23 protein-coding genes and 2 pseudogenes are annotated in these 24,753 nt (G+C 59.3%); 12 read left to right on the top strand and 13 right to left on the bottom strand.

Translation table 11 applies throughout. The features are described 5' to 3' along the window. Nucleotides 1-9 precede the first annotated feature (9 nt). The 7 genes from KIK84_RS05335 to KIK84_RS05305 all read left to right on the top strand — a co-directional run bounded on the left by KIK84_RS05335 (nt 10) and on the right by KIK84_RS05305 (nt 6,100). On the top strand, nt 10-360 hold the full coding sequence (locus tag KIK84_RS05335) for a Rieske (2Fe-2S) protein (protein ID WP_214121988.1): 351 nt from the start codon (nt 10-12) through the stop codon (nt 358-360). Beyond that, nucleotides 357-1,487, top strand: coding sequence for an FAD-dependent oxidoreductase (locus KIK84_RS05330; RefSeq protein WP_214121987.1), 1,131 nt, complete (start codon nt 357-359; stop codon nt 1,485-1,487). The genes KIK84_RS05335 and KIK84_RS05330 overlap by 4 nt, the downstream gene beginning before the upstream one ends. Nucleotides 1,488-1,504: 17 nt before the next feature. After that, nucleotides 1,505-2,668 carry an MFS transporter gene (locus KIK84_RS05325; protein ID WP_214121986.1) on the top strand — a complete coding sequence of 388 codons (1,164 nt, stop codon included), beginning with the start codon at nt 1,505-1,507 and terminating at the stop codon, nt 2,666-2,668. Nucleotides 2,669-2,759: 91 nt separating this feature from the next. Beyond that, nucleotides 2,760-3,557, top strand: coding sequence for a cyclase family protein (locus tag KIK84_RS05320; RefSeq protein ID WP_214121985.1), 798 nt, complete (start codon nt 2,760-2,762; stop codon nt 3,555-3,557). A 10-nt stretch (nt 3,558-3,567) separates the two neighbouring features. Beyond that, entirely contained in the window at nt 3,568-4,149 is a 582-nt protein-coding gene (locus KIK84_RS05315; RefSeq protein ID WP_214121984.1) for a cupin domain-containing protein, read from the top strand. 23 nt (nt 4,150-4,172) lie between these two features. Beyond that, nucleotides 4,173-5,159: a fumarylacetoacetate hydrolase family protein gene (locus tag KIK84_RS05310; RefSeq protein ID WP_214121983.1), complete on the top strand. Its 987-nt coding sequence runs from the start codon at nt 4,173-4,175 to the stop codon at nt 5,157-5,159. Further along, a complete protein-coding gene (locus KIK84_RS05305; RefSeq protein ID WP_214121982.1) occupies nt 5,156-6,100 on the top strand; it encodes an NAD-dependent epimerase/dehydratase family protein in 945 nt (314 codons plus the stop codon). The genes KIK84_RS05310 and KIK84_RS05305 overlap by 4 nt, the downstream gene beginning before the upstream one ends. Nucleotides 6,101-6,130: 30 nt before the next feature. On the opposite strand, the gene KIK84_RS05300 is transcribed toward KIK84_RS05305, so the two are convergent. Beyond that, entirely contained in the window at nt 6,131-7,048 is a 918-nt protein-coding gene (locus KIK84_RS05300) for a LysR family transcriptional regulator (RefSeq protein ID WP_214121980.1), read from the bottom strand. A gap of 101 nt (nt 7,049-7,149) precedes the next feature. Between KIK84_RS05300 and KIK84_RS05295 the strand changes: the two genes are divergently transcribed. Both KIK84_RS05295 and KIK84_RS05290 read left to right on the top strand, forming a co-directional pair. Then, entirely contained in the window at nt 7,150-7,578 is a 429-nt protein-coding gene (locus tag KIK84_RS05295) for a DoxX family protein (RefSeq protein WP_214121978.1), read from the top strand. A gap of 80 nt (nt 7,579-7,658) precedes the next feature. Beyond that, complete coding sequence (locus tag KIK84_RS05290) at nt 7,659-8,696, top strand: patatin-like phospholipase family protein (protein ID WP_214121977.1); 1,038 nt, start codon at nt 7,659-7,661, stop codon at nt 8,694-8,696. Nucleotides 8,697-8,730: 34 nt separating this feature from the next. Here the strand turns inward: KIK84_RS05290 and KIK84_RS05285 are convergent, their stop codons facing one another. The 8 genes from KIK84_RS05285 to KIK84_RS05250 form a co-directional block, all read right to left on the bottom strand. Then, nucleotides 8,731-9,525, bottom strand: a complete 795-nt coding sequence (locus tag KIK84_RS05285) for an ABC transporter ATP-binding protein (protein WP_214121976.1) — start codon at nt 9,523-9,525, stop codon at nt 8,731-8,733. Between the two features lies 1 nt (nt 9,526). Beyond that, entirely contained in the window at nt 9,527-10,348 is an 822-nt protein-coding gene (locus KIK84_RS05280) for an ABC transporter permease (protein WP_214121975.1), read from the bottom strand. A 9-nt stretch (nt 10,349-10,357) separates the two neighbouring features. After that, nucleotides 10,358-11,353 carry an ABC transporter substrate-binding protein gene (locus KIK84_RS05275; RefSeq protein ID WP_214121974.1) on the bottom strand — a complete coding sequence of 332 codons (996 nt, stop codon included), beginning with the start codon at nt 11,351-11,353 and terminating at the stop codon, nt 10,358-10,360. A gap of 213 nt (nt 11,354-11,566) precedes the next feature. Continuing rightward, the gene (locus tag KIK84_RS05270; protein ID WP_214121972.1) at nt 11,567-11,797 is read right to left on the bottom strand and encodes a toxin-antitoxin system HicB family antitoxin; all 231 of its coding nucleotides are present in this window, start codon (nt 11,795-11,797) and stop codon (nt 11,567-11,569) included. Beyond that, nucleotides 11,794-12,216, bottom strand: a complete 423-nt coding sequence (locus KIK84_RS16900; RefSeq protein WP_349815902.1) for a putative toxin-antitoxin system toxin component, PIN family — start codon at nt 12,214-12,216, stop codon at nt 11,794-11,796. The genes KIK84_RS05270 and KIK84_RS16900 overlap by 4 nt, the downstream gene beginning before the upstream one ends. 104 nt (nt 12,217-12,320) lie before the next feature. Next, nucleotides 12,321-12,947 carry a response regulator transcription factor gene (locus KIK84_RS05260; RefSeq protein WP_214121970.1) on the bottom strand — a complete coding sequence of 209 codons (627 nt, stop codon included), beginning with the start codon at nt 12,945-12,947 and terminating at the stop codon, nt 12,321-12,323. Then, a complete protein-coding gene (locus tag KIK84_RS05255) occupies nt 12,925-14,742 on the bottom strand; it encodes a sensor histidine kinase (RefSeq protein WP_214121969.1) in 1,818 nt (605 codons plus the stop codon). Before KIK84_RS05255 ends, KIK84_RS05260 begins: the two co-directional genes overlap by 23 nt. Nucleotides 14,743-14,754: 12 nt before the next feature. After that, on the bottom strand, nt 14,755-16,569 hold the full coding sequence (locus tag KIK84_RS05250; protein WP_214121968.1) for an NAD(P)/FAD-dependent oxidoreductase: 1,815 nt from the start codon (nt 16,567-16,569) through the stop codon (nt 14,755-14,757). A gap of 172 nt (nt 16,570-16,741) precedes the next feature. Here KIK84_RS05250 and KIK84_RS05245 point away from each other — a divergent pair, with 172 nt between their 5' ends. Next, a complete protein-coding gene (locus KIK84_RS05245) occupies nt 16,742-18,298 on the top strand; it encodes a methyl-accepting chemotaxis protein (protein WP_214121967.1) in 1,557 nt (518 codons plus the stop codon). On the opposite strand, the gene KIK84_RS05240 is transcribed toward KIK84_RS05245, so the two are convergent. Continuing rightward, complete coding sequence (locus KIK84_RS05240) at nt 18,285-19,388, bottom strand: NAD(P)/FAD-dependent oxidoreductase (protein WP_214121966.1); 1,104 nt, start codon at nt 19,386-19,388, stop codon at nt 18,285-18,287. The two genes, KIK84_RS05245 and KIK84_RS05240, sit on opposite strands and share 14 nt — an antisense overlap. A 5-nt stretch (nt 19,389-19,393) precedes the next feature. Continuing rightward, a complete protein-coding gene (tgt, locus tag KIK84_RS05235; protein WP_214121965.1) occupies nt 19,394-20,581 on the bottom strand; it encodes a tRNA guanosine(34) transglycosylase Tgt in 1,188 nt (395 codons plus the stop codon). A gap of 208 nt (nt 20,582-20,789) precedes the next feature. Between tgt and KIK84_RS16975 the strand changes: the two are divergent. Together KIK84_RS16975 and KIK84_RS16970 are read left to right on the top strand one after the other, a co-directional pair. After that, nucleotides 20,790-21,350, top strand: a pseudogene (locus tag KIK84_RS16975) (Tar ligand binding domain-containing protein); the annotation flags it as partial. Nucleotides 21,351-21,404: 54 nt separating this feature from the next. Next, nucleotides 21,405-22,367: pseudogene (locus tag KIK84_RS16970) on the top strand (methyl-accepting chemotaxis protein); the annotation flags it as partial. Nucleotides 22,368-22,384: 17 nt separating this feature from the next. Here the strand turns inward: KIK84_RS16970 and KIK84_RS16895 are convergent. Continuing rightward, entirely contained in the window at nt 22,385-23,515 is a 1,131-nt protein-coding gene (locus tag KIK84_RS16895) for a GGDEF domain-containing protein (RefSeq protein WP_214121964.1), read from the bottom strand. A gap of 46 nt (nt 23,516-23,561) precedes the next feature. Continuing rightward, nucleotides 23,562-24,644, bottom strand: coding sequence for a tRNA preQ1(34) S-adenosylmethionine ribosyltransferase-isomerase QueA (gene queA, locus KIK84_RS05220; protein ID WP_214121962.1), 1,083 nt, complete (start codon nt 24,642-24,644; stop codon nt 23,562-23,564). Between the last annotated feature and the right edge of the window lie 109 nt (nt 24,645-24,753).

Here is a 24,753-nt window from a genome sequence, read left to right as displayed (position 1 = left end):
AGGTCGACCATGCGCTTGTGCCATATAGATGAAGTGCCCGATGGGGGCTCCCGTGGTTTTGATCCTCTGAGGCAGGGGCAAGACAGTCTGCTGCTGGTGCGTCAGGGCATGCGGCTGTATGCCTGGCGGGATGCTTGTCCGCACCACAACACCCCGATGGCATGGCGCAAAGACGCTTACTTGAATGCAACTGGTGACCGCATCGTGTGTGCAGCACATGGTGCGCAATTTGAAATTGAAACCGGCCTGTGCACCTTGGGGCCGTGTTTGGGGCAATCGCTGACATCGATTGCTCTGCGACTCGAGGAATCGGGCGAAGTACACATCGACGAAAAAACATACAAGGAGACATATCCATGACACAGCAATTCCGACGCATCCTCATTATTGGTGGTGGTTTTTCAGGCATGTCGGCCGCAATAGAACTGCGCAAACAGGGCGCAGAGGTTGACCTGGTGGAGATAGATCCAGGCTGGCGAAGCTACGGAGCCGGTATCAGCCTAGGCCCGGCCACGCTACGCGCGTTTGAGCAACTCAATGTATTGGATGCCTTTTTGGAGCAAGGTTACGCAGCTGATGGCGTGCACCTGTGCGCCCCCCATGGGCCACGGGTAGCTGAAATACCCACCCCGCGGCTGGCTAGACCCGATGTTCCCGGTGGGGGGGCCATCATGCGTCCAGTGTTGGCAAAAATATTGGCCAATGCCACCCGTGCCTGCGGTACGCGGGTATTTCTCGGATCCACCTTCAGTGAAATCACTCAAGATGAGACTGGGGTTTATGTGCGCTTTACCGATGGTCGCACAGCGCGTTACGACTTGGTGGTGGGAGCCGATGGTCTGTACTCGAAGGTACGCACGGCGTTGTTTCCGCAGGCCCCCAAACCGCAGTACAGCGGACAGGCCGTTTGGCGTGCCGTATTGCCACGCCCACCCGAGATTGAAACCATCACCATGTGGATGGGGCCCAAGATCAAGCCCGGCGTGAATCCAGTTTCAGCCACCGAGATGTACCTGTTTGTGACAGAGCCTAAACCCGTCAATGAGTACGTGGAGCCGGACACTTTTGTGGACAAGCTCAAGGCTTTGTTGGCAGACTTTCCTGCACCGGTGCTGCAGCGTATTCGCGACCAGTTGGGGCCCGATTCGCAGATTGTGTACCGGCCTCTGGAGGGCATGCTCATGCCCCGTCCGTGGTCACAGGGCCGGGTGGTTCTGATTGGCGACACCGTTCATGCCACTACCCCGCATTTGGCCTCCGGTGCCTGTATCGGCATCGAAGATGCCTTGGTGTTGGCGCAGGAGTTGGGACGTGCGGCAGATATTCCTCAAGGAATTGCTGCTTTTGAGGCGCGACGCTGGGAGCGTTGTCGCATGGTGGTGCAGAACTCAGCCCGTCTAGGTGAGATAGAGGTCGCTGGTGGCGACAAGAATGAGCATGCGCAGATTATGCGCACCTCCCTCATGGCACTGGCCGAACCTATCTGATGCCCTAGGAGAAACACATGATACGTACTGAATCTGTTCGTGGCCGCATTGCCTTGATGGTGGCCCATTGCGCTGGCATGGTCGATCTGGTGGCTTTGCCAGTCTGGGTGGGAACCTTGATTTCGGTGTACCACTTCGATCCCCAGCAAGCGGGTCTACTGGTCACATTGTTTCTTGCTGGTGCCGTGCTAGCCAGCTTGGTTTTGGCACCTTTTATTCAGGCCTTACCTGGGCGTATTGCCGTTGCGCTGGGTTTTGCTTTGGCTTGTGTGGGCTTTGTAATCGCATCTACCACCACGCAATTTGCGCAGTTGGCTGTATTGCATGCGGTCGTTGGTTTGGCTGCCGGTTTGGCACTGAGTGTGACGCATGGAACCATTGCTCGCAGTCGCAACCCCCATCGACTGTTTGCATTGGTGGGCATTGCGTTGGGGGTGTTCGCTATTGCATTCCTAGGCGGAACCCCGGTGTTGGTGTCTCAGTTTGGTGGTTCGGTGCTATTTCAAGTGTTTGCCGGTGTTATGGCTGTGGCGGCTGTGACGGCGGTACTGGCCTTTCCCGTGGTTGATACGGATGACAAGGCGAAAAGCGAACGCCCAGCAACCTCCACTCCCTTGTCCGCGGCAGTGTGGTGGGGGGTGGTGGGCGTTGCGGCCATGGGCTTGGTGCAGTCCATGACCTTTAGCTTTTTGGAGCGTGTGGGCCGTGACCATGGTTTCGGCTTGGATGCGGTTACTGGCGTGCTGATTGCCCTTGGCGTGGTAAATCTGTTCCCTGCCGCGTTAGCTGCGGTGCTGGAAAAGCGCTGGGCCGCCAGCAAGGTGTTGTTCGTCGGGCCTGCCCTGCAAGCGCTATTGGTTGTGCTCATCATGAACTCGCCCATTTTTGCACCCTATGCGGTGGCCTCTGCTGTTTTTGCAGCCGTGATGATCTTTACCCACACATTCGCTTTTGGCGTGCTGGCGCGTTTGGATCCCAGTGGCAGGGCCTTGGCTGCTACCCCAGCGATGCTGATGTTTGGCGCGGCCATTGGCCCCATATTGGGAGGCACCTTGGTCAAAGTGTTGGGTTATGGCAGCTTGGGTGTTGCTGCTTTGGTGATTGATGCGCTGGCCATGTTGGCATTTGCCCGCATTCATCGTGTTAGACCAGCAGTGACTCCTGCACAGGGGGTGGCATGAGTTGCACTATGACCCCTTGCACATTTCTTTTCCTATGTTGTGCATCCGTCCCTTTTGGGGCGAGCACGGGTGAATCTGGAGGTTTGTTGATATGAGCCAATCCCAACGCCGTTTTATCGACTTGTCCATTTACTTGGAGAACGATGTTCTGTCTGACCCGCCACCTCTGGCGCCCAAGATAACGTACCAAAAGCATGCGGATACGCTGCCAGAGTTCATGGCCATGCTTCCGGGAACCCATCCCGAGGACTATCCCGATGGTGAGGCTGCCGCTGCTGAGTGGGTCACACTGACCACCCATAACGGAACCCATCTTGATGCGCCTTGGCACTTTCACTCCACTCAGGATGCCAAAAACGGAGGATCACGTCCCTCTATCACCATTGATGAGGTGCCTTTAGAGTGGTGCTTTCAGTCTGGTGTGAAACTGGATTTTCGCCACTTCCCCGATGGCTATGTGGCCACCGCAGCCGATGTACAAGCGGAACTCAACCGCATTGGTCACACACTGCAAGCGTTGGATATCGTGGTGGTCAATACCCGTGCTGGCTCACGCTATGGCCATGGCGACTATCTGGGGGCTGGTTGTGGAATGGGATATGAGGCCACGATGTATCTGCTAGAGCGTGGCGTGCGACTCACAGGTACCGACGCTTGGAGCTGGGATGCCCCGTTCTCCTACACCGCTAAGCGCGTGGCCGAAACAGGCAACAAAGCACTCATTTGGGAAGGCCATAAGGCAGGTCGTGACATTGGGTATTGCCACCTTGAAAAGCTGCACAACCTAGAAGCCTTGCCGCCGACAGGTTTCACGATTTCTTGCTTCCCGCACAAGATCCGTGGCGCTTCTGCTGGTTGGACGCGTGCGGTGGCAATTTTTGATAACTAGGAGTGAGTGCATGTCTTTTCCTCCCATCCATCGGGTTGTCACTGGCCATAACGAGAAAGGCCAAGCGGTGTTGGTATCCAACGGCCCTTTGCCCACGGTACTTCCTATGGCCGCCATACCCGGTACTTTTTTTCATGAAGTTTGGAGCACCCAAGGTTGTCCTGTCTTGGTAGATAACGGCCCTGATCCGACATTGGGGCCAGTTGTCCTGCCACCGCCACCACAGGGTACCCGTATTCGCTTTGTAGACATTCCCCCGGATACCGATGAATTTTTGAAACAAGGCGCGCAACGCATGCAAGCGGCCTTTGACCAGATAGGGGATGCAGCGGCATCGACCGTCCATGCGCATTCACCACATCCCTTGATGCATCGCACGCAGTCTGTGGACTATGGTGTGGTTATAGAGGGGGAGGTGGTTTTAATTTTGGACAACGCAGAAGTGCCGTTGAAGCCGGGCAGTGTGGTGGTGCAACGCGGTACCAACCACGCTTGGGCCAATCGTTCAGGCAAGCCTTGCCGAATGCTGTTTGTGTTGGTCGATGGCGTGTACGACGCCGCTATTGCGCAGTCACTTGCGGCTAGCACATAGCCCTTTCTTTCAGGACATTCCCCATGAAATTTGCAACTTTGCGAAACGCCCAGATAGATGGTCAGTTGCTGCTGGTATCCCGCGATATGCAGCAAGCAGTCTCAGCGCAGGCAATAGCTCCCACGCTACTGAATGCTTTGCAGCACTGGGATACGGTGTATGAACCGCTGCAAGCCTTGTATGCAGCCTTGAATGCTGGCACGGCACCGAGCGCTTTTGCGTTTGACCCGGCTGCCTGTACCGCGCCTTTGCCACGCAGCCCGCAGTGGTTGGATGGCTCCGCTTTCCTCAATCACAGTAATTTGATGGATCGGGCCTTCAACAAACCTGCACCACCATTGGTAGAGACAGTGCCCATGATGTACCAAGGTGCCAGTGATGACTTCTTGGGGCCGCACGACGATGTGTTTTTACCCCGAGAGGAAGATGGGATTGATTTCGAGGGTGAGTTCGGCGTGATTACTGCAGCCGTGCCTATGGGGGTGGATGCGGCATCTGCACTCGATTGTGTGCGTCTGGTTGTACAGATCAATGACTGGAGCCTGCGTGCGCTGGGGCCGCATGAAATGAAAACGGGTTTTGGTTTTGTGCAAGCCAAGCCCTCGACGGCATTTGCCCCACTTGCCGTGACGCCCGATGAACTAGGCGCTGCGTGGCATGGTGGACGGGTGCAAATGCCTCTGCAGGTGCAATGGAATGGCGACCATTTTGGTCAACCCCATGGGGGAGAAATGAATTTCCATTTTGGACAATTGATTGCACATGCCGCCCATACGCGCCGACTTACGGCGGGTTGTATTGTCGGCTCGGGCACGGTCTCCAACGCTGCACGGACTGCAGGTTCGGCATGCATTGCAGAGCGGCGAGTCATTGAAATCATTGACCATGGACAAAGCAGCACCCCTTTCATGCGCTTTGGTGATCGCGTGCGAATGCAAGCGCTATGGGACGACGGTTCACCCGGCCCATTCGGTGTAATTGAACAACGCGTTGCGAAGTATTGCCCATGACACGCGTCGTTGTTACTGGTGCTGGTGGGTTTATCGGTTCTGCACTCGTCAAGACATTGCTCCAATCATCCTCATGGGCATCCTCGTTGGAGTGCTTGGTGGCTGTCGATTTGCACGTGCCTTCTGAGAGCGCAGATGCCCGCTTGCTGCCCATAGAGGGCAGTGTTGCCGATCCCGCCGTGCTGGAAAAGGTCTGTGCATTGCGGCCCGATATCGTGATACATCTGGCCAGTGTCCCAGGCGGGACAGCAGAGAAAAACTATGCCTTAGGGCGACGCGTGAATCTGGATGCAACAGCCGATTGGTTGCAGGCCTTGGGCGAGCATGAAATACATGCTCGGTTTGTCTATGCCAGCTCCATCGCTGTTTATGGTGAGAACCTTCCCCCCGCAGTGGATGAGCAAACGCCTGCGTTGCCAAGTTTGAGTTATGGCGTGCATAAACGTGCTTGCGAACTGCTGGTGGCCGATGCAACACGGCGCGGATGGGTAGACGGATGCGCTTTGCGTTTGCCTGGCATCGTTGCGCGTCCTGCCTCATCCCAAGGTCTGATGTCGGCCTTTATGAGTGATGTGTTCTGGGTACTTGCTCAAGGACAGTCCATCACCCTTCCTGTGAGCCCCGAGGGAACTGCGTGGTGGTTGTCGCTCAAGGCGGCGGTCAACAATTTGCTCTTAGCTTCGCTTGTTGATCTTCCCCCATCCCATGTGGGGCGGGTGTACCAAATGCCTGCACTTTGCCTGCAGATGCAGGAGGTGGTTGCCGCTCTGGTACATCGATTGGGCACCGATCGCCGAGACTTGGTGCAATACCAACCCGATCCCGTAATCCAAAAGCTTTTTGCCGCGTATCCGCCTTTGCACACACCGACTGCACACAAGCTAGGACTGCAGCATGATGGTGATGTGGCATCGCTCGTTCAATCTGTTTTTGCCCGATGACGGTAGCGAGAAAACAGCAATGCTGGCGAGTTACAGCCCGTTCTCGCTAAAAGCCCTGTGCAGCATGTCGATGAACACCCGGGTTTTGGGTGGCATGAGCTTGCGGCCCGGAAACACGGCCGATATAGGTACGGTAGGCAGTTGCCAATCGGGCAGCACGCGCACCAATGCGCCTTGCTCCCAGTCGCGGCGCGCCAGTGCATTGGGCACTGAGCCAATGCCGCAGCCTGCAACCACCCAGCGCAGTACCAAGTCGGGCGCATTGGCGCTCAGGCGGCATGGGGGGCTGGCGTGCTCAGTTTGCTCCCCGCAGCGCAGCGGCCAGGGCGCTAGTTCGCCACTGCTGCGCTGCAGGCGCACGGTGTGGTGCTGCTGCAAGTCGGCGGGGGTGTGCGGCTCGCCATGGCGTGCCAGATAGCTGGGGGCGGCGTACAGGCTGGAGGATAGGTCGCACAGCTTGCGCGCGGCCAGCAGGTTGTCGTCGGTCAATATGCCTGCGCGCAGCACCACGTCAAAGCCTTCGCCCAGCAAATCCACCCGGCGGGCCGATAAATCGATCTCCAGCGCTATGTGGGGGTACTGCGCGGCAAAGTCGGCCAAGTGCTTGGCCAGCAGCAGGGTGGTCAAGTCGGCGGGCATGGACACGCGCAGTCGCCCGCTGGGGGTGGTTTGCCGATGCTCGCTCAGGTCTTGCACGGCTTGCACTTCTTGCGCAACCTGCTGGGCGTGTTCCAACAATTGGGTGCCCAGCTCCGTCAGGGTTTGGCGTCGGGTGGTGCGCAGCAGCAAGCGCTCGCCCAAACGTTGCTCCAGCGCAGCCAAACGGCGCGACACGCTGGACTTGGGCAGACCCAGCTTCTCGGCTGCGCGGCTAAAGCTGCCCAGCTCGGCCACCCGGGCGAAAATCAGCAGGTCATTGGGGTCTATGCTGGTGGATGATTGTTCCATTGTGGCAACAATGATATCCATTAAAGGGCATTTTCAGGGTCATTGTTGGCGGATATAGTTCACCCATCGCAACACTGTATGAAATGCAAGGAGCTACCACCATGAACACCATTACTTTTCCCGCCCCAGTCCAGAACGCCCTTAACTTGGCGGGCCGCGTGCTGTTGGCCCTCTTGTTTTTGCCCGCAGGCATTAGCAAGTTGGCTGGTTTTTCGGGCACCGTGGGCTACATCGCCTCTGCGGGCTTGCCACTGCCTGCAGTGGGTGCAGTGCTGGCCCTCACGGTCGAAATTTTGGGCAGCGTAGCGCTCGTTACAGGTTTTGGTACTCGCATCGCTGCGGTGGTGCTGGCGCTGTTTACCTTGGCCGCTAGCTTCTTTTTCCACCCCTTCTGGGCTGTGCCTGCGGATCAAGCTTTTGTGGTGCAGCTGCTGTTCTTCAAGAACATCGCTATAGCCGGTGGTTTACTGGTGCTGGCAGCCCAAGGCGCAGGTGCTTGGAGTTTGGACGCCCGTCGCCAACGTTCATAAGCCCGTGCTAATCTGCACACCCAAGGCTGGAGCCCCCCTGCTGGAGGCTTTGTTCATTGGTGTCTGTAGGAGGTGTGTGTATGGCTTTAATCAACCTCGCCCTGCAGGGCGGAGGCTCCCACGGTGCGTTTACTTGGGGCGTGCTGGATGCCCTGCTAGAAGATGGTCGCATCGCGTTTGACGGCATCAGCGGCACCAGCGCCGGGGCCATGAATGCCGTGGCGCTGGCCAACGGGCTGGCGCAGGCCGAGGGCCAGTCGCCCGACAAAGAACGCGAAGCAGCCCGCAAGTCGCTGCGCGGTTTATGGGAAGGCGTTATCGCCATGGGTGCGCTGCAGTCTGCGCTGCCGGGCTTGCCACGCATGCTCAGCAATGCGGTCAACAACTTTTGGGCGCAGTCCGTATCGCCCTACCAAACCAATCCGTTGGACATCAACCCGCTGCGCCAGTTCTTGCAACTGCATATCGACTTTGAACGCTTGGCTGCCAGCCGCAGCCCCAAGGTGTTTGTGGTGGCTACCAAGGTCAGCACCGGCAAGGCGGAGGTGTTTTCTGGCAAACGCCTCACGCCCGATGCGGTGATGGCCTCGGCCTGCTTGCCCACGCTGTTTCAGGCGGTGGAGATAGAGGGCGAGCATTACTGGGATGGCGGCTTTGCGGGCAACCCAGCCATCCACCCCTTGTTTTACGAATGCAAAAGCCGCGACGTGCTGCTGGTGCAGATCAACCCCATTCGTCGCGACAAGTTGCCCACTACGGCGGCGGACATCATGGACCGGGTGAACGAGATCACCTTCAACGCCGCCTTGATAGCCGAGATGCGCGCCATCGACTTTGTCAAACGCCTGCTGGCCGACGGCAAGTTAGACCCCACCCGCTACAAAGACGTGCTGCTGCACCGCATAGACGGGGGCGAGGCGCTGGAGAGCTACCCCGCCTCCAGCAAAACGCAGACCGATGCCAAGCTCATCTACACCCTGTACGAGCTGGGGCGCGAGTGCGCAGCCAAATGGCTGCACAAGCACTTTGATGCACTGGGCCAGCACAGCACGGTGAACATCGCGACTGACTATCTGGATGACCTGCGGGTGCCGAGCAAAGCGCGCAGCAAGCCGTAGGCCCTATAGACCATACGGCCAAGGGGGCTACGCCTCAGTCCACCGCCGCTGTCAGTTCTGCTTGCTGGTAGCGGTTTTGCTCTTCCATCACCAGTGCGGCCAGTTCGCGTTTGAGGGCGTTAAACCCTGCGGATGATGGGTCGCGCAAGCGCGGCAGATCCACCAGCATGTCGCGCTTGACCGTGCCGGGGCGGTAGGTCATGACGACGATGCGGTCGGCCAGGTACACGGCTTCTTCAATGCTGTGGGTCACAAAAATCACCGTCTTGTGCGACTCTGCCCAAATGCGCAGCAGCTCGTCTTGCAGCGTGCGGCGGGTCAGCGCATCCAGCGCGCCAAAGGGCTCGTCCATCAGCATGACGGGCGAATCCAGTGCCAGCACCCGTGCGATGGCTACGCGCTGGCGCATGCCGCCCGACAGATCCTTGGGGAAGCGGTGGCGAAAGTCCGTCAGCCCCAGCTTGTCCAGCATCGCGTCCACGGTGTGGGTGATGTCGGCAGCGCTCGCCCCTTTGATCTCCATGCCAAAGGCGATGTTCTTCTCCACCGTCATCCACGGAAACAGCGCGTACTCTTGGAACACCATGCCGCGATCCGGGCCGGGCTCGGTCACGGTGCGGCCATTGGCCACGATGCTGCCGCTGCTGGGCAGGGCAAAGCCCGCCACCGCGTTGAGCAGCGTGGACTTGCCGCAGCCCGATGGCCCCAGCAGGCACACAAACTGGCCCTTGGGAATGTCCAGCGTGATGTCGCGCAGCGCGATCACTTCACGCTCACCGGTGTTGAACACCTTGTTCACATTGCGAATGGCAATGGCGTTCTCGCTCATGTCAGTTCTCCAGTCCACGGTGCCAGCGCAGCAGGTGGTTGTTCAGTTTGTTCACCGCCGAGTCGATGGCCAAGCCCAACAGGCCAATGGTGACCATGCCCGCGATGATCTTGTCGGACCAAAAGTATTCGCGCGCTTCCAGAATGCGAAAACCCAGCCCGTTGTTCACGGCAATCATCTCGGCCACGATCACCACGATGAAGGCCGTGCCGATGCCAATGCGCACCCCCGTCAGGATGTAGGGCACAGCCGCAGGCAATATGACGCGGGTGAAGATGGTGAACTGCCCCGCGCCCAGGTTGCGCGCCGCACGCAGGTAAATGCCATCCACATGGCGTACCCCGGCGATGGTGTTCATCAGCACCGGAAAGAACGCGCCGATGGCGATGAGGAAGATAGCCGGTGCATTGCCCAGCCCGAACCACAAAATGGCCAGAGGGATATAGGCAATCGGTGGTATGGGCCGCAGCACCTGTGTGATGGGGTTGAACATGCGGTAGGCCCGCTGGCTGCTGCCCATGAGCAAGCCCAGCGGCAGTGCCAGCACCGCACCTACTGCAAAGCCCACCACCACGCGGTACAGGCTGCCTGCCGCGTCGCTCAGCAGCTCGCCCGAGAGCAGCCAGCGCCAATAGGGCAGGCCGCTTTCCTCCAGTGTTTGCAGCGGCAGCAGGTACAGCACCCACTTGTGCACCACCGCCGTGGGCGATGGCAGCACATGCTCATTGACCCAGCCCATGGAGCACACCCCCTGCCACAGCAGCAGCACTGCCGCAGGCACCACCGCGCCGCTCAGCCATTGCGTTAAACGCTTTGCCAGCATGCCGCCCCCTTACTTGATGTTGAGCGACTTCTTGGCCGCATCCAGCAAATCGGTCTTCACCCACTCAGTGGCTGTGGGCACTTTGTCCATCTTGCCAATGCCGTACTTTTGCATCACCTCGCCCGTGGTTTGGATATGCGCAGCGGTGATGTCAAAGCTGTAGGGCGAGTTGTCGATGGCGTCCTCAAAGTCGTCCTTGGTCACTTGGCCCTTGAACATGGTCTGCGTCACGTACTTCTCGGCCAGCGCTTTGTTGTCCATGAAGGTTTTGGTTGCCTCCACAAAGCAGCGCATGAACTTCTCGGCCACAGGGCGGCGCTCTTTGTAGAACTTCTCGGTCATGACCAAGGTGCGCACCGGCTCGCCAATGGGCGTGTCGTAGGGGCGGTTGATCTCGGTGCCAAAGTTCTTGTTCAGCGCTTGTGAGGCATAGGGCTCGCTTTGCAGCATGGCGTCGATGTTCTTGCCCATCAGCGCTTGGTTCAGGTCGGGGAAGGCCAAGTAGACGATCTGCACGTCCTTGCCCGGCTGGTCCGAAAAGCTCAGGCCTGCTTGGCCCAGTTGCGCCGCCAGCAGTACCTCTTGAATGCCGCCACGCGTCACGCCTACTTTTTTGCCCTTGAGGTCTTTCACGGTCTTGATGCCTGCATCGGTGCGCGCCACCAAGCGCGCCCCGCCTTTGGCAAAGCCCGCCACCACGTAGATGGGCACGTTCTTGGCACGCGCTGCAATGGCTGCTTCCGATGCCGATGCGCCCACATCCAACTCGCCCGCCACGATGGCTTGCATGATGTCCGGGCCCTTGGCGAACATGCTTTCCTCCACCTTGATACCGCACTTGGGCGCAATCTCTTTGATGTAGGACACCGCGCCATAGTGCGCGAACTTCAGGTTGCCCAAACGCACCACTTCTTGGGCGTGGGCACTGGGGGCTAGGGAACTGGCCAGCAGGGCGCATACAGCGCTCAGGCGGGCAACGGTCTGGGGGCGCAATGCCAGTTGCATGGGGAGTCTCCTCGCATAAAAACTTGTGGCGCGATGATGCGAAGACTTGCCCCACCCGGTCGTGCGTAAAACTACGCAAACGCGGGAAAACCACTAGGGGAGGGGCGTGGCTGCTTGACCAAAGCCACGACTTGGCACGATTTCGACTCTCTTTACCCTACCCCATGCTCACTGAGTAGCTGCTCCAAGTCATTGGTGGTGTGCCTCGACTATTCAGTCGCCACTAGGCGCAGGCACATCCGGCACCATTGCCAAGAACTGATCAAAGTCCTTGCGGTTGCCCTTGGCGGCTTCTGCCTTCAAGTAATCCAGCGTCATCACCGAAGCCATCTTTTCTGATACGGCGGCTGCGATGAACTGGTTCACCGAAATGTCATCACGCTCGGCCAACTCGCGCACTTTTTGATGCACGGAGTTCGGCAGTCGTACGGTCAATGCTGTCATGTTGGCCTCCTAAGGAATGTTAAAAATTCGGCTGGGGTAACGGCTTGCACATTCAACTCTGCGCAACGCTTGAAGTCTTTTACGTTGTGCGTGACTATGTAGCGGCTGCTTGATGCCACGGCACATTCCAAGACCATATCGTCGTCCGGGTCGCGCAAGAACGGCCGCCACAAGAAGTGCACGTCTTGCAAGTGGGCAATCGACGCCAAATACCGCAAGAACCCTATCGCCGCTTCAGCACTTGCGCCGGGTGGCAGATGCTCGGGTCTAGTCAGTACCGACTGCCATTCCGTATACAAGGACACAGTCAAGGCAATCTCAAATTGGCTGCTAGGTAGCATCGAGAGCAGTTGGAAACTCGCCCCATTGCGCGAACGCGTGGCAGCAACCAAAACGGAAGTATCAAGAATGACTCGCACGTGCTTGTATCGATGAATCTAGTTGCACATATGCAACCATATTTTACGCATGCGCGTGCTACTTGCAAGCACGTTCAATCACGTAACCACTTGGACGGATGGATTCACCCCACCCCATGCTCCCTAAGCAGCCGCTCCAACTCCGTCGGGTTGCTCACCCATAGTTTGTCGTAGACGCGGGCGCGGTGGGTTTCTACGGCGCGCACGCCGATGTCCAGCGTTTGCGCCACGGCTTTGTTGCTCAGGCCTTGGCGCAGCAGGCGGGCTACGTCGGCTTCGCGCGGGGTGAGGCTGTGCCAGCGCTGTAGCACGGCTTGGCGGGCTTGCTGGTGTTGGGCTTGTTGGCGCAGGTGCTGCATGGCGCGGGCGATGCGTTCTAGCAGCTCGGCGTTGGGGCTGCCTTTCACGATCCAGTCCAGCGCGCCTTTGTGGTTCACCGCGTCCAGCGCGGTGGGTATGTCGCCGTGGCCGGACAAAAACACCACCCCCATGGGGCTGGCGCGCTGGCGCAGGGCGTCGTGCACCTGCAGGCCGCTCATGCCGTGCAGGCGCAGGTCCAGCAGCACGCAGTCGGGCTGGGTGGTGTCGGCTTGGGCCAAAAAGTCTTCGCCACTGGCGTACTCGTGTACGCGGTGGCCGCTGGCCGTGAGCAGGGTGGACAGGGACAGGCGCACGCCGTCGTCGTCGTCCACGATGTGCAGGTGCAGCTCAGGGCTTAGGGGCTGGGTCATGGTCTGTCGCATGGTCTGTCGCATGGTCTGCTGTATGGGCTGCTGTATGGGCTGGCAGTGTCAGGGTAAAGCGCGCACCGCCTTCGGGGCGGTTGGCAAACTGCAGGGTGCCCCGGTGCGCTTCCACAATGGAGCGGCAAATGCTCAAGCCCATGCCCAGGCCTTGCGGCTTGGTGCTGACAAATTGGCGGAACAACTGCGCGGCGATGGCCGGTGCAATGCCCGGGCCGTTGTCTTCCACCACCACGGTCAGGGTGTGGCCGCTCCCTTCGCCGCCGTCGCTGCTGGCGCGCACGCCCACCCAGCGCTGGGTGGCGGGGGGGCCGTGCTGGGCTTGCAGGGCCTGTAAGGCATTTAGCAGCAGGTTGAGCAGCACCTGCTCCATCAGCACCTTGTCCACCCGCAGCGGTGGCAGGGTGGTGGGCACTTCGCATGTCAGCGTGGTGTGGTGCTGGCGCAGTTCGGGGGCCAAAAAGCCGGCCACGTTGTCCACCAGTTGGCGCAGGGTGCACACCTCGGCCCCGGCGGTTTGGCTTTTGACGTGGCTGCGTATGCGGCTCACGATGGTGGCGGCGCGGTTCTTTTGCTCCTCTATGCGCTGCAGGCTTTCGCGCAGGGCGTCGGTCTTGCCTTGCTCTTGCCACAAGAGCGCGGCCGACGCTTGGGCACCTATGGCCAGCAGCGGCTGGTTGATTTCGTGCGCGAGGGTGGAGGCCATTTCGTCCAGCATGGCGCGGCGCTGCACGTGCTGCAGTTGGGCTTGCTGGGCCTGGTACTGCTGCAGCCGCCGCGTTTGCACCAGCCGCCAAGCGGTGGCCAACAGGGCGGCCACCAGCAGGGTGAGGGTGGCGGTGGCGTAAAAGGCCTGCTGCACTACGGCGGCGCTGTGGGTCACGGTCAGCGTCCAGCCCAGCTCGGGCAGGGTGTCTTGCACAGCTAGTAGTTGTTGCACTTGCCCTGCCAGTGCGGTCTGCACGATGGCACCGTGCTCCACGCCTTGCGCGCTGTCGTTAGGCACGGGGCGCACATCCCACGGCAGGGTTTGGCGGTTGACGGGGTGGGTGCCATACACGCTGTGGCGCGCCAGCCAGTCTTGTTCGGCCCCGTCCAGCGGGCGGGTGGCGTGGTACAGCCATGCGGGTTCAGACCCCAGCATGACGATGCCGTGCGCATCGGTTAGCAGCACCGGGTAGGCGGCGTTTTGCCACGTGGTTTGCAGGGGGCGCAAATCCACCTTCACCGCCACCACGCCCAGCGTCTGCGCTGCTTGTGCTGATGGCGTTGCAGGCGCTGCACTGCGCACCGGAGCGGACAAAAAGTAGCCCGGCTCGCCCGTGGTTTTGCCCACGCCGTAAAAGCGGCCTTGTTCACCGCGCAGTGCTTGCAAAAAGTAAGGCCGGTTGCCGTAGTCCTGCCCCACAAAGCTTTGGCTGCTGCGCCAGTTGCTGGCGGCCAGGGTGCGGCCGTGGGCGTCCATGGCGTACAGCGCCAAGGAGCCAGCGTTGCGGTTGATGTCTTCCAGGTAGTGGTTGGCCGCAGCCACATTGGCGGGGCTGGGGTGGCGCAGCACGGCTTGCACCAGTGGGTGCTGGGCCACGGTGTAGGGCAGGTAGCTGTGGCGCGCCGTGGCTCCGCGCAGGGCCAGGGCGTGCACCTGAATGTCGCGCCCCAGCGCTTGCAGCGTGGCGCTTTGCTGGCGCTGCGCTGCGCCGTAGGCCAAAGCCCAGGCCAGCAGCACCGCGGCCATGGCCGCTAGCCAATATCGGTTGGGTTTGCGCAATGCTAGGGGGAGCATCGCTGGGGGCGCTTAGTGCAAACCCAGCAGGCTTTTGCCCACGGCCTCGGCGACTTTGATGCCATCGACCCCCGCCGACAAAATGCCGCCCGCGTAGGACGCGCCTTCACCGGCTGGGTACAGGCCGCGCAGGTTGGTGCACTGCAGGTCCTCGCCACGGGGGATTTTGATGGGGCTGGAGGTGCGTGTTTCCACCCCTGTCATGAGAGCATCGGGCATGTCGTAGCCGCGAATCTTGCGGCCAAAAGCGGGCAGGGCCTCGCGCATGGCCTCGATGGCGTAAACGGGCAGCACCTGCGACAAATCGCCTAGCTTGATGCCCGGCTTGTACGAGGGCAGCACCGCGCCCAGTTGGCCCGAGGGGCGCTGGGCCAAAAAGTCGCCCACCAGTTGGGCGGGGGCTTCGTAGTTGGAACCGCCGACCACATAGGCTAGGCTTTCCAGTTGGCGCTGCAGGTTCACGCCGCTTAATGGGTGGGCCATTTGCGGGTCGTCCGGGTGCTTGGCGCGCAGGGCGGCGGCCTCGCGGGCGTAGCGCACGCCGCGCTCGGGCCCCCAAGCGTGCACGAATGCAGCCTCGTCTTGCGGGTAGTCGCTGGGTTCTATGCCCACCACCATGCCGGCGTTGGCATTGCGCTCGGCGCGGGAGTATTGGCTCATGCCGTTGGTCACCACGCGCTCGGGCTCGCTGGTGGCGGCCACCACGGTGCCGCCGGGGCACATGCAAAAGCTGTAGACCGCACGGCCATTGGCGGCGTGGTGCACCAGTTTGTAGTCGGCAGCGCCCAACAGGGGGTGGCCTGCGTGCCGGCCCCAGCGCGCGCGGTCGATCACGCTTTGCGGGTGCTCTATGCGCACCCCCACCGAGAAGGGCTTGGCCTGCATGGCCACGCCGCGTTCGTAGAGCATGGCAAAGGTGTCGCGGGCGCTGTGCCCCAGCGCCATGATGACGTGGTCGGCCTCCAGTGTGTAGCTGGTGTTTTCTAAGATGTTTTTGACCTCTAGAGCTTGCAGGGATTGCTGACCGTGCTCCTGTTTTGATAGCAAATCACTCACCATGTGGCCAAAGCGCACCTCACCGCCCAAGCGCATGACTTCTTCACGCAGGCCCTCCACCACTTTGACCAGCTTGAAGGTGCCAATGTGCGGGTGTGCTTCGAACAAGATGTCCTCGGGCGCGCCAAAGCGCACGAACTCTTGCAGCACTTTGCGGCCCAGGTGGCGCGGGTCTTTGATCTGGCTGTACAGCTTGCCGTCCGAGAAGGTGCCTGCGCCGCCTTCGCCAAACTGCACATTGCTGTTGGGGTTGAGTGTCTTTTTGCGCCACAGGCCCCAGGTGTCTTTGGTGCGCTGGCGCACGCTGGGGCCGCGCTCAAGCACGATGGGGCGCAAGCCCATTTGCGCCAGCACCAGTGCGGCCAGCATGCCGCAGGGGCCAAAGCCCACCACCACGGGGCGGCGTGCAAAGCCAGCCGGGGCTTGGCCTACCAAGTGGTAGTCCATGTCCGGCGTGGCTGCCACATGCGGGTGTTGGGCCAAGCGCGCCAGCAGTGCGGCTTCTTGCGAGGGATCGACTAGCGCAACGTCCACGATGTACACCGCCTGCAGGTCGGCTTTGCGGGCATCAAAGCTGCGCTTGTGCACATGCAGGTGGGCGATGGCATCCGAGGGGATTTGGAGCGTTTGCGCTACCAGTCTTTGCAGAGCTTCGGTGGGGTGCGATACCGGACGGCGGTCTTCCTCGGTTTCGCTGGGGGCGTCGGCAGCACGGCGTATTTCGACGGGCAGTGCCGATAGGGGTAGTTTGAGTTCAGTGATGCGGATCATGGTGGTGGCTTGTGGTCATCAAGCAGAGGTGCCAATGATAGAAGATTGGGGTGTTAGCGAATGCGTATCATTTTTAGATAGTAGTATGTATATATTTAATTTGTATATATAACTATCGACTGCTTAGTAAAATGAAAAAACAGCAGGAGTGAGAAAGGGAGTTATGCGCCATATGAAGATTTCCACCAGCCTTTTTATGCTGGTTTTTGTTTCGTCTGCTTTGCTGTTGTTGCAAGGTGTGTTTGGTGTGTTGGTCTCTCGTGTTGGGATGCAAAGTCTCAAGACGGTGTACGAAGACCGCGTGGTGGCGTTGGGGCAGCTCGAAGAGGTTGGTCGGTTGATGATCCGCAACCGTGTGCTGGTGATGGACATGGTTTTGTTTCCAGAACCAGAGCGCATGAACAGACGCAACACAGAACTGGAAAAGAACCGCAAGACAGTTCAAGAGATTTTGGCGCAGTACGCCAGTACCTCCATGACGCTGAAAGAAAAAGAATTGGCAGAGCAATTCGCGGCGATTCGCAAGCGCTATGTGGAAGAGGGCGTGCTGCCCACGCGGGATGCCGCCTTGGCAGGCCAAACTGAGCAGGCCAAAGAGGTGTACGAGAAAAAACTCAGTCCCATTGCGGCCCAATACCAGCCAATCATGGATGCACTCATCGCAGTGCAGCTCAAAGAAGCACAAGACGAATACGATCACTCCGAGAAGCGCTATGAGCGCATGTTTTGGATATCTGTTGGCGTAACGCTGCTGGGCATAGGCGGCGCTGCATTCATGGGCTTGTCATTGCTGCGTCGCATCCGAGCCTCTTTGCACGGAGCCCAGCATGCTTGCGAGCAAATCGAGAAGGGCAATCTGGATGTCGATATCCAAGTCCGCAACCAAGATGAAATTGGGGTCGTGCTGCAATCCTTGGAGCGCATGAAGGGCAGCATCGCCCACATCGTGCACAAAGTGCGCCAAAGTTCGGAGAACGTGGCCACAGCCAGTGCCGAAATCGCCCATGGCAACCAAGACCTGTCGGCGCGCACTGAAAGCCAAGCCAGTGCCTTGCAGCAGACGGCAGCCAGCACAGAGCAACTGGGTTCCACCGTGCGCCAAAACGCGGACAACGCCAAGCGTGCCAATGCGCATGCACAAGAGGCGTCGGGCGTTGCCCAGCAAAGTGGTCAAGCAGTGGCCCAAGTGGTGCAGAGCATGGACGGTATTTCAGAATCCAGTCGCAAGATTGCCGACATCATTGGGGTGATCGATGGCATTGCGTTTCAGACCAATATCTTGGCGCTGAACGCGGCGGTAGAGGCAGCCCGCGCCGGAGAGCAGGGGCGTGGCTTTGCGGTGGTAGCCAGCGAAGTGCGCGCTTTGGCTGGGCGCAGTGCCGAGGCGGCCCGCGAGATCAAGGTGCTCATCAACACCAGTGTCGAGCGCGTTGAGCAAGGTGCTGCGCAAGCCCAGTATGCCGGGCAGACCATGGAGCAAGTGGTGGTCAGTATCCAGCGCTTGAGCGAGAGCGTGGCTTCCATATCGGCGGCCAGTGATGAGCAAGCCCGGGGCGTGGTGCAGGTGGGTGAAGCCGTTTCTAGCATCGACCAAACCACCCAGCAAAACGCCGCTTTGGTGGAAGAAATGGCGGCTGCTGCTGCCAGCTTGCGTGCGCAATCGAACGATTTGGTGCAGGCAGTCAGTGTGTTTCGCCTTCACCGCGAGCAGATGCTTACTCCAGCCTGAATAGCTTGCGGTATTTGGGAATAAACAAATCGCGTCCCTTCATCAAGGACGTCAACCGAGGGCCTTGCACAGCCAGTTTGTGGGTGGGGATGTAGGGCAGCCAGCTATTGCCTTTGCGGGGCCCTAGGGGCAACAAAATCGGTGCTTGCTGCCATGGGTGGTAGTGACAACCTCGTTGCACGGGGCCGCCATTGAGCACACGGCGCAGTGTTTTGGCCAGCCATGGCAGTTGGCGCAGGGCCGCCACGATGGTCATGCCATCGGTTGTATCGGCCACATCACCCGCAGCAAATACCTTGGGCATGCTGGGGCTGGGGCGCAACCAGTCATCGGTGATGATGCGGCCCGCAGAGCCTAGTTGTACATCCGGCAATGTGGTGAGTAATTCGCTTTGGGCGCTGGCACCCACCACCGGGATGATGAGGTCGGCGTACAGAGTTTGTCCTTGGAAAAGCTGCACCGTGCCACAGTAGGGCGCATGGCGCTGGTTCAAGCGCAAGGCGTAGTTGCTGTGCATGGTATGCACGCCCATCGCTTGCAACTGGCTCTGAATTTTTTGACCTAAGCGATCGGGATAGTCGGGCAAAAAGTGGGGGTCTTTATTGACCAATGTGATCTGCTTACCAGGCATGCTCGCTGCAATTTCGCCTGCCAGCTCTATGCCAACTGCGCCACCACCGATGATGACGACAGTCTTGGCGGCTTGGAGTTGTTGGTGGGTGTCCAAACAGGCTTGGCGCAGGGCTTCAATCGAGTCCCCAGCCGGTTTGAATGGCAGGGCATAGCGCGACCCGGTGGCCACTACAACGGCATCGGCATGCAAACGTTCACCATTGGCCAAGGTCACCCCATCGGCATGCAAGGCTGTGGCGCGCTGGCGCAGCACGCGGCCGCGTTGCAGCAGTTTGTCGTAGGGCATGAGCACTTGCTCCAGCAGTGCTGGCTCTACCAAGGCACGAATCATGGCCGAGTTGTGTACAAACGCTTCGCGGGGCTCAACCAAGGTGACATCGGCGTGTGCATCCATGCGCCGCGCCAAGCCAGCACCCAAATAGCCGCCGCCAACGATGATCAACTTGCCTTGTCCCATGTCAGTTATGCCCCTTGTGCGCGGGTGGTGTGGAACGCTTGTACAAATGAGCCCAAACGCTGGGCGTCCAAGGCGTCGCGCACCTCTTGCATCAGCGTCAGGTAGTAGTGTAGGTTGTGCACTGTGGTCAGCATAGGGCCGAGCATTTCGCCGCAGCGGTCCAGGTGGTGCAGGTAGGCGCGGCTAAAGCCCTCGCGGCCACCGTCGTTCCACGACACGCCCGAGCTGCCCGCGCAGGCGTAGCAGGTGCAGCTAGGGTCTATGGGGCGCGGGTCGCTGCGGTGGCGGGCGTTGCGGATTTTCAGGTCGCCATAGCGCGTAAACAGTGTGCCGTTGCGGGCATTGCGCGTGGGCATCACGCAGTCGAACATGTCTATGCCCATTTGCACGCCGGTGATCAGGTCTTCGGGCGTGCCTACGCCCATCAGGTAGTGCGGCTTGTGCGCTGGCAGCTTGGGGCCGATGTGGCGCAGGATGCGCAGCATGTCTTCTTTGGGCTCGCCCACCGACAGGCCGCCCACAGCGATGCCGGGAAAGTCCAGTTTTTCCAGTCCAGCCAGCGACTCGTCGCGCAGATGCTCAAACATGCCCCCTTGCACGATGCCAAACAGCGCGTTGGGGTTGGACAGGCGGGCAAACTCGTCACGGCAACGCTCGGCCCAGCGCAGGCTTAGCTGCATGGAGGAGCGGGCTTGCGCTTCGGTGGTGATCTGGCCTTTGCTCTTGGGGTCTACCGACAGATAGGGCGTGCACTCGTCAAACTGCATCACGATGTCCGAGTTGAGCACCGTCTGGATTTGCATGCTCACCTCGGGCGTGAGAAAGAGCTTGTCACCATTGACGGGACTGGCGAATTTGACGCCTTCCTCGGTGATCTTGCGCATCTGGCCCAAGCTCCAGACTTGGAAGCCGCCAGAGTCGGTCAGGATGGGTTTGTTCCACTGTTCAAAGGCGTGCAGGCCGCCAAATTGCTTGATCACATCCAAGCCGGGACGCATCCACAGGTGAAAGGTGTTGCCCAGAATGATTTGGGCGTTCATGTCGTGCAGGCTGCGGGGCATCACACCCTTGACAGTGCCATAGGTGCCCACGGGCATGAAGATGGGCGTCTGGACAACGCCATGGTTGAGGGTCAGGCGGCCACGGCGTGCGTGCGAATCAGCATCGGTGGCCAAAAGTTCAAAGTTCAGCATAGGGCGTATTGTCCCTGATGCGAGGAGTTTGCGGTTGCGGCATCTGACACGCGCTAGTACAGGAACGCGTGCCCCACTGAATTAATGCGGAAGTGATGATGGTTAGAAGATGTTACCGGTTTTGTCTGGGCGGATTGTGCCCAGAATGTTCACGTTCACCCCATTAAAAAATACTGCGCGTTGGAAGCGCTTGCTCTGAAAGACGAACATGAACTTGAATCGACTAGGCATTCGCGCGCGCATTACTCTTGGCTTGCTGGTAATTCTGGTGTTAGCGGTTTTGAGTGCCGTTAATTCTTTGTACCAGAACATCTCGGTTAAGCAGGAAGCTCGGCAGGTGAGTAACTCGTGGCTCCCAGCCATTGAGAATTTGGGGCGAATGAAAGGCTATCTGTCGGAGCATTACTTGGTGATCAATGATCGTCTTGCCGTGCAAGGAAGCTTGGATGCAATGAGCTTTCAAAAAAAGATCCAAGAGCTCGAGTCCAATTTATCCAAAGCGACCGACATCTACGCAGCCACGCTGACAACTTCGACCGAGGACTCTGCCAAGGGCGCATCAGAACAGGCTTTGTACGCGGATTACCGCGCCAAGCGCGACGCCTACTTTGCCATTGCGAAAAGTAGCACCCAAGCGGTGGATGATGCGATGGGTGATGAAGGCGAATTGAGCAAGCTGCGGCAGCAGTATTCCATCAATGGCCCAGTCGCATTTCGCAAAGCTGCCGATGCGATGGAGGCCATTCTTTTGTTCAACATGAAGGGTGCGGCACAAACCTCCACCATGGTGGCGCAAAAAGTCAGCACTACGGAACAGGCCATGGTCGGTGCTTTGCTGGTGAGTTTGCTCATAGGGGGCGGCTTGATTTGGTTTATTCCCCGCAGCGTGATCGAACCCGTCAATCAAGCCGTTGCAATGGCCCACAGCATTGCCGAAGGGGATTTGACGCACCAAGTGCCTGTGCAGGGGCATGATGAAATGAGCCGTCTTTTGGCCAGCTTGGAGCGCATGCGCACCCACTTGGTGGATGTGGTGTCGAATGTTCGCCAAGGCTCCGAGTCCGTTGCCATCGCCAGTGCCGAAATAGCACAGGGCAACCACGATCTCAGTGCCCGTACGGAACAACAGGCCAGCGCCTTGCAACAAACCGCTGCTTCCATGGAGGAGCTGGGTTCCACCGTCAAGCAAAACGCTGATTCAGCCCGCCAAGCCAATCATTTGGCCATGAATGCTTCTACTGTGGCGATCCAAGGTGGGGAAGTGGTGGGCCAAGTGGTCGAGACGATGAAAGGCATCCATGGCGCTAGCAGCAAGATTGCAGACATCATCGGTGTCATTGATGGCATTGCCTTTCAGACCAATATATTGGCGCTCAATGCAGCGGTAGAAGCCGCTCGGGCGGGAGAGCAAGGTCGAGGCTTTGCCGTGGTGGCATCGGAGGTTCGGTCTTTGGCCAGCCGCAGCGCAGACGCCGCCAAAGAGATTAAGGGCTTGATCACCGCCAGTGTCGAGCAGGTCGAGTTGGGTTCGGCTTTGGTGGATAAGGCCGGTGAAACCATGACGCAAGTGGTCAACAGTATCCACCGCGTGACGGACATCATGGGGGCCATCAGTACCGCCAGCCATGAGCAAAGTGCAGGGGTAGAGCAGGTTGGTGAGGTGGTTGTCGCCATGGATCAGTCCACCCAACAAAATGCCGCGTTGGTAGAAGAAATGGCGGCGGCTGCCAGCAGCCTTAAGCACCAAGCCCATGATTTGGTGCAGGTGGTGGCTACTTTTAAGCTGTAGGGAGCATGACGTGTTTAGGCCTGCAAAACACGGTTGCGGCCTTTGGTTTTGGCTTCATGGCAGGCTGCGGTAATGCGCTTGAGTGTGTCGTCGGGGGACAGATCCATGTCCCATCGCGCACAGTCCACCCCCATGCTGGCCGTGATGTTCAGGGATTGGCCGTTCCACTCCAGTGAACTGCGCATCAACTGGTCGCGCAGATCGCGTGCCAAACGCATGGCTTCGATGGCATCGGTTTGCGGTAGCAGCACGGCAAACGAATCGCCGCCCATGCGTGCTACCAAATCGGAAGAGCGGCGGAACTGCGAGCGCAGTAGCTGGGCCACATGGCGCAGACAGGCATCTCCAGCGCCATGGCCTAAGCGTTCGTTGACACGCTTGATGTGATCCAAGTCCAACGCAATCAAAGACACGGCCCCTTGCTGGCGGGCAGCCAAGTGCCACTGGCTATAAAGCGTGGTTTCCAACCCGCGGCGGTTGCATAGGCCCGTCAGGTTGTCGTGCGAGGACAAGCGCTCAATTTCGCGGCGACTTTCTTGCAAGGCTATTTCGCTGCGCAACACATGCTCGTAGTGGCGGGCGCTGCTGCGAATGCGCACCCACTGCAAGACCATGAGCAGGGCAAAAAATGGCACCAACTTGAGCGTCTGTTCATGCGTCAACAGCACCAGCAAGCAAGGCAGTTGCAAAAGCAGCAGCGCACCCATGCTTTGGCGTGGATGCAGGGGGTAGTTGTCGCAACTGGAGAAAGCCAAGGCTTGCGTTACCCCCGTGGCGAGTAAAAAAGGGTAAGAAAGTACGGGCTGGCTGTTGCCTATCCAGCCGTAAAACAGCCCCCAGATCAAACTGGTGCTGTAAATGTGTAACCACATTCCACGCAGCCATTGGGTATTGGTGGAGGTTTCTCCGTTCTCGGGAGGCTGGGCGCGGCGGTGCAAAAGCCAGTTGGTCAGATACAAAGCACACACAAACGCAATCAAAGCGGGCTGTCCGAGCCAATCACCATTCACAGCGGCAATAGCCAGCGTCATGGCCAGCAACAACAAAGGCCACGGCCTAAAGCGCGTGTACAGGTCGCGGTTGACGAGGCTTTGCTGGTGCCCAAGCACCTGCATGCCCCTGGTGGCTGGGCTGTATGCAGACACGGTATCCCTCTAATCAGCAGTGTGGTGTGACAGGCTGGCTGTGCAGTCACCGTTGGCGCTGCAGCAGCATGGCATCACCATAGCTGAAGAAGCGGTACTGCCGCCTAATGGCTTCCCCGTAGAGGGTGCGTATCTCTTCGTAACCTGCGAAAGCACTTACCAACATCATCAAGGTGGACTTGGGCAGGTGAAAGTTTGTAATCAGCACATCCACCACTTGGAAGGCATAGCCTGGCGTGATGAAGATGTTGGTATCGCCCTGTGCCTGTCCGCTTTGCGCCCAGCTCTCTAGCGTGCGCACGGTGGTAGTGCCTACCGCCACCACGCGGCCACCACGGGCACGACACTGGGCAATGGCTTGTTGGGTGGCTTCAGGTACTTGGTACCACTCGCTGTGCATGCGGTGCTCGGCGATGTTCTCGGTCTTGACCGGCTGGAAAGTGCCTGCGCCCACGTGCAGCGTGACGTTGGCACGCTGCACGCCCATGGCTTCTAGGCGTTCCAGCAGCGACTCGTCAAAGTGCAGGGCGGCGGTGGGCGCGGCTACAGCGCCGGGGTTGCGGGCGAATACGGTTTGGTAGCGCTGGGCATCTTCGGCCGAATCGCTGTGGGTGATGTAGGGTGGCAGCGGCACGTGGCCGTGGCGTTCCATCAGGGTATAGGGATCGTCGCCCGCCGCGTTAAAGAGGCGAAAGCGAAACAGCGGGCCATCGGCATCGGGCCAGCGGCCCAACAGCGTGGCACCAAACTCTTCGTCGTGACCGGGCGCGCAGGCCATGCGCAAGGTGGTGCCCACTTCGGGTTTTTTGCTCACCCGCAGGTGCACGGCCACTTCGTTGTTGCCCAGTACACGCTCTACCAGCAGCTCGGCTTTGCCGCCGGTGGGTTTTTCGCCAAACAGGCGGGCGTGCAGCACCTTGGTGTCGTTGAATACCAGCAAATCACCGCTGCGCAGCAGCGTGGGCAGATCCCGAAAAATGCGGTCGGTGGGCGGCAGTTGCAAACCATCGAGCAGTCGCGAAGCACTGCGCTGTGCCGCTGGGTGCTGGGCAATCAGTGCTTCGGGCAGCTCGAAATCGAAATCGGACAGGGTGTAAGCACGCGCGGTGCCAGCAAGGCTTGAGGACATGGCTACAAAAAAAAACGAAGCGCGATTGTCTCCCAAGCCATGATCGCTTTGTTCAAAGTCAATGGCAGTGCCTTGGTACTTCCTAGAGTTTCAATCTTTTTCACGGGGT

Origin of the sequence: Curvibacter sp. CHRR-16 (assembly GCF_018474005.1) — a bacterium.
Lineage (GTDB): Bacteria > Pseudomonadota > Gammaproteobacteria > Burkholderiales > Burkholderiaceae_C > Allorhodoferax.
The sequence above is the reverse complement of the archived record's forward strand: the minus strand, read 5'-3'. Positions and strand labels throughout refer to the sequence as shown.

What these genes read in the sequence shown, in the direction of transcription:
- KIK84_RS05315 (WP_214121984.1), top strand. Translation starts at nt 3,568, where the DNA reads ATGTCTTTTCCTCCCATCCATCGGGTTGTCACTGGCCATAACGAGAAA.
- KIK84_RS05335 (WP_214121988.1), top strand. Translation starts at nt 10, where the DNA reads ATGCGCTTGTGCCATATAGATGAAGTGCCCGATGGGGGCTCCCGTGGT.
- KIK84_RS05260 (WP_214121970.1), bottom strand. Translation starts at nt 12,947, where the DNA reads ATGACCCAGCCCCTAAGCCCTGAGCTGCACCTGCACATCGTGGACGAC.
- KIK84_RS05270 (WP_214121972.1), bottom strand. Translation starts at nt 11,797, where the DNA reads ATGACAGCATTGACCGTACGACTGCCGAACTCCGTGCATCAAAAAGTG.
- queA (WP_214121962.1), bottom strand. Translation starts at nt 24,644, where the DNA reads ATGTCCTCAAGCCTTGCTGGCACCGCGCGTGCTTACACCCTGTCCGAT.
- KIK84_RS05250 (WP_214121968.1), bottom strand. Translation starts at nt 16,569, where the DNA reads ATGATCCGCATCACTGAACTCAAACTACCCCTATCGGCACTGCCCGTC.
- KIK84_RS05285 (WP_214121976.1), bottom strand. Translation starts at nt 9,525, where the DNA reads ATGAGCGAGAACGCCATTGCCATTCGCAATGTGAACAAGGTGTTCAAC.
- KIK84_RS05275 (WP_214121974.1), bottom strand. Translation starts at nt 11,353, where the DNA reads ATGCAACTGGCATTGCGCCCCCAGACCGTTGCCCGCCTGAGCGCTGTA.
- KIK84_RS05245 (WP_214121967.1), top strand. Translation starts at nt 16,742, where the DNA reads ATGAAGATTTCCACCAGCCTTTTTATGCTGGTTTTTGTTTCGTCTGCT.
- KIK84_RS05310 (WP_214121983.1), top strand. Translation starts at nt 4,173, where the DNA reads ATGAAATTTGCAACTTTGCGAAACGCCCAGATAGATGGTCAGTTGCTG.
- KIK84_RS05305 (WP_214121982.1), top strand. Translation starts at nt 5,156, where the DNA reads ATGACACGCGTCGTTGTTACTGGTGCTGGTGGGTTTATCGGTTCTGCA.
- KIK84_RS05290 (WP_214121977.1), top strand. Translation starts at nt 7,659, where the DNA reads ATGGCTTTAATCAACCTCGCCCTGCAGGGCGGAGGCTCCCACGGTGCG.
- KIK84_RS05240 (WP_214121966.1), bottom strand. Translation starts at nt 19,388, where the DNA reads ATGGGACAAGGCAAGTTGATCATCGTTGGCGGCGGCTATTTGGGTGCT.
- KIK84_RS05330 (WP_214121987.1), top strand. Translation starts at nt 357, where the DNA reads ATGACACAGCAATTCCGACGCATCCTCATTATTGGTGGTGGTTTTTCA.
- KIK84_RS05255 (WP_214121969.1), bottom strand. Translation starts at nt 14,742, where the DNA reads ATGCTCCCCCTAGCATTGCGCAAACCCAACCGATATTGGCTAGCGGCC.
- KIK84_RS05300 (WP_214121980.1), bottom strand. Translation starts at nt 7,048, where the DNA reads ATGGAACAATCATCCACCAGCATAGACCCCAATGACCTGCTGATTTTC.
- tgt (WP_214121965.1), bottom strand. Translation starts at nt 20,581, where the DNA reads ATGCTGAACTTTGAACTTTTGGCCACCGATGCTGATTCGCACGCACGC.
- KIK84_RS05295 (WP_214121978.1), top strand. Translation starts at nt 7,150, where the DNA reads ATGAACACCATTACTTTTCCCGCCCCAGTCCAGAACGCCCTTAACTTG.
- KIK84_RS05280 (WP_214121975.1), bottom strand. Translation starts at nt 10,348, where the DNA reads ATGCTGGCAAAGCGTTTAACGCAATGGCTGAGCGGCGCGGTGGTGCCT.
- KIK84_RS05325 (WP_214121986.1), top strand. Translation starts at nt 1,505, where the DNA reads ATGATACGTACTGAATCTGTTCGTGGCCGCATTGCCTTGATGGTGGCC.
- KIK84_RS05320 (WP_214121985.1), top strand. Translation starts at nt 2,760, where the DNA reads ATGAGCCAATCCCAACGCCGTTTTATCGACTTGTCCATTTACTTGGAG.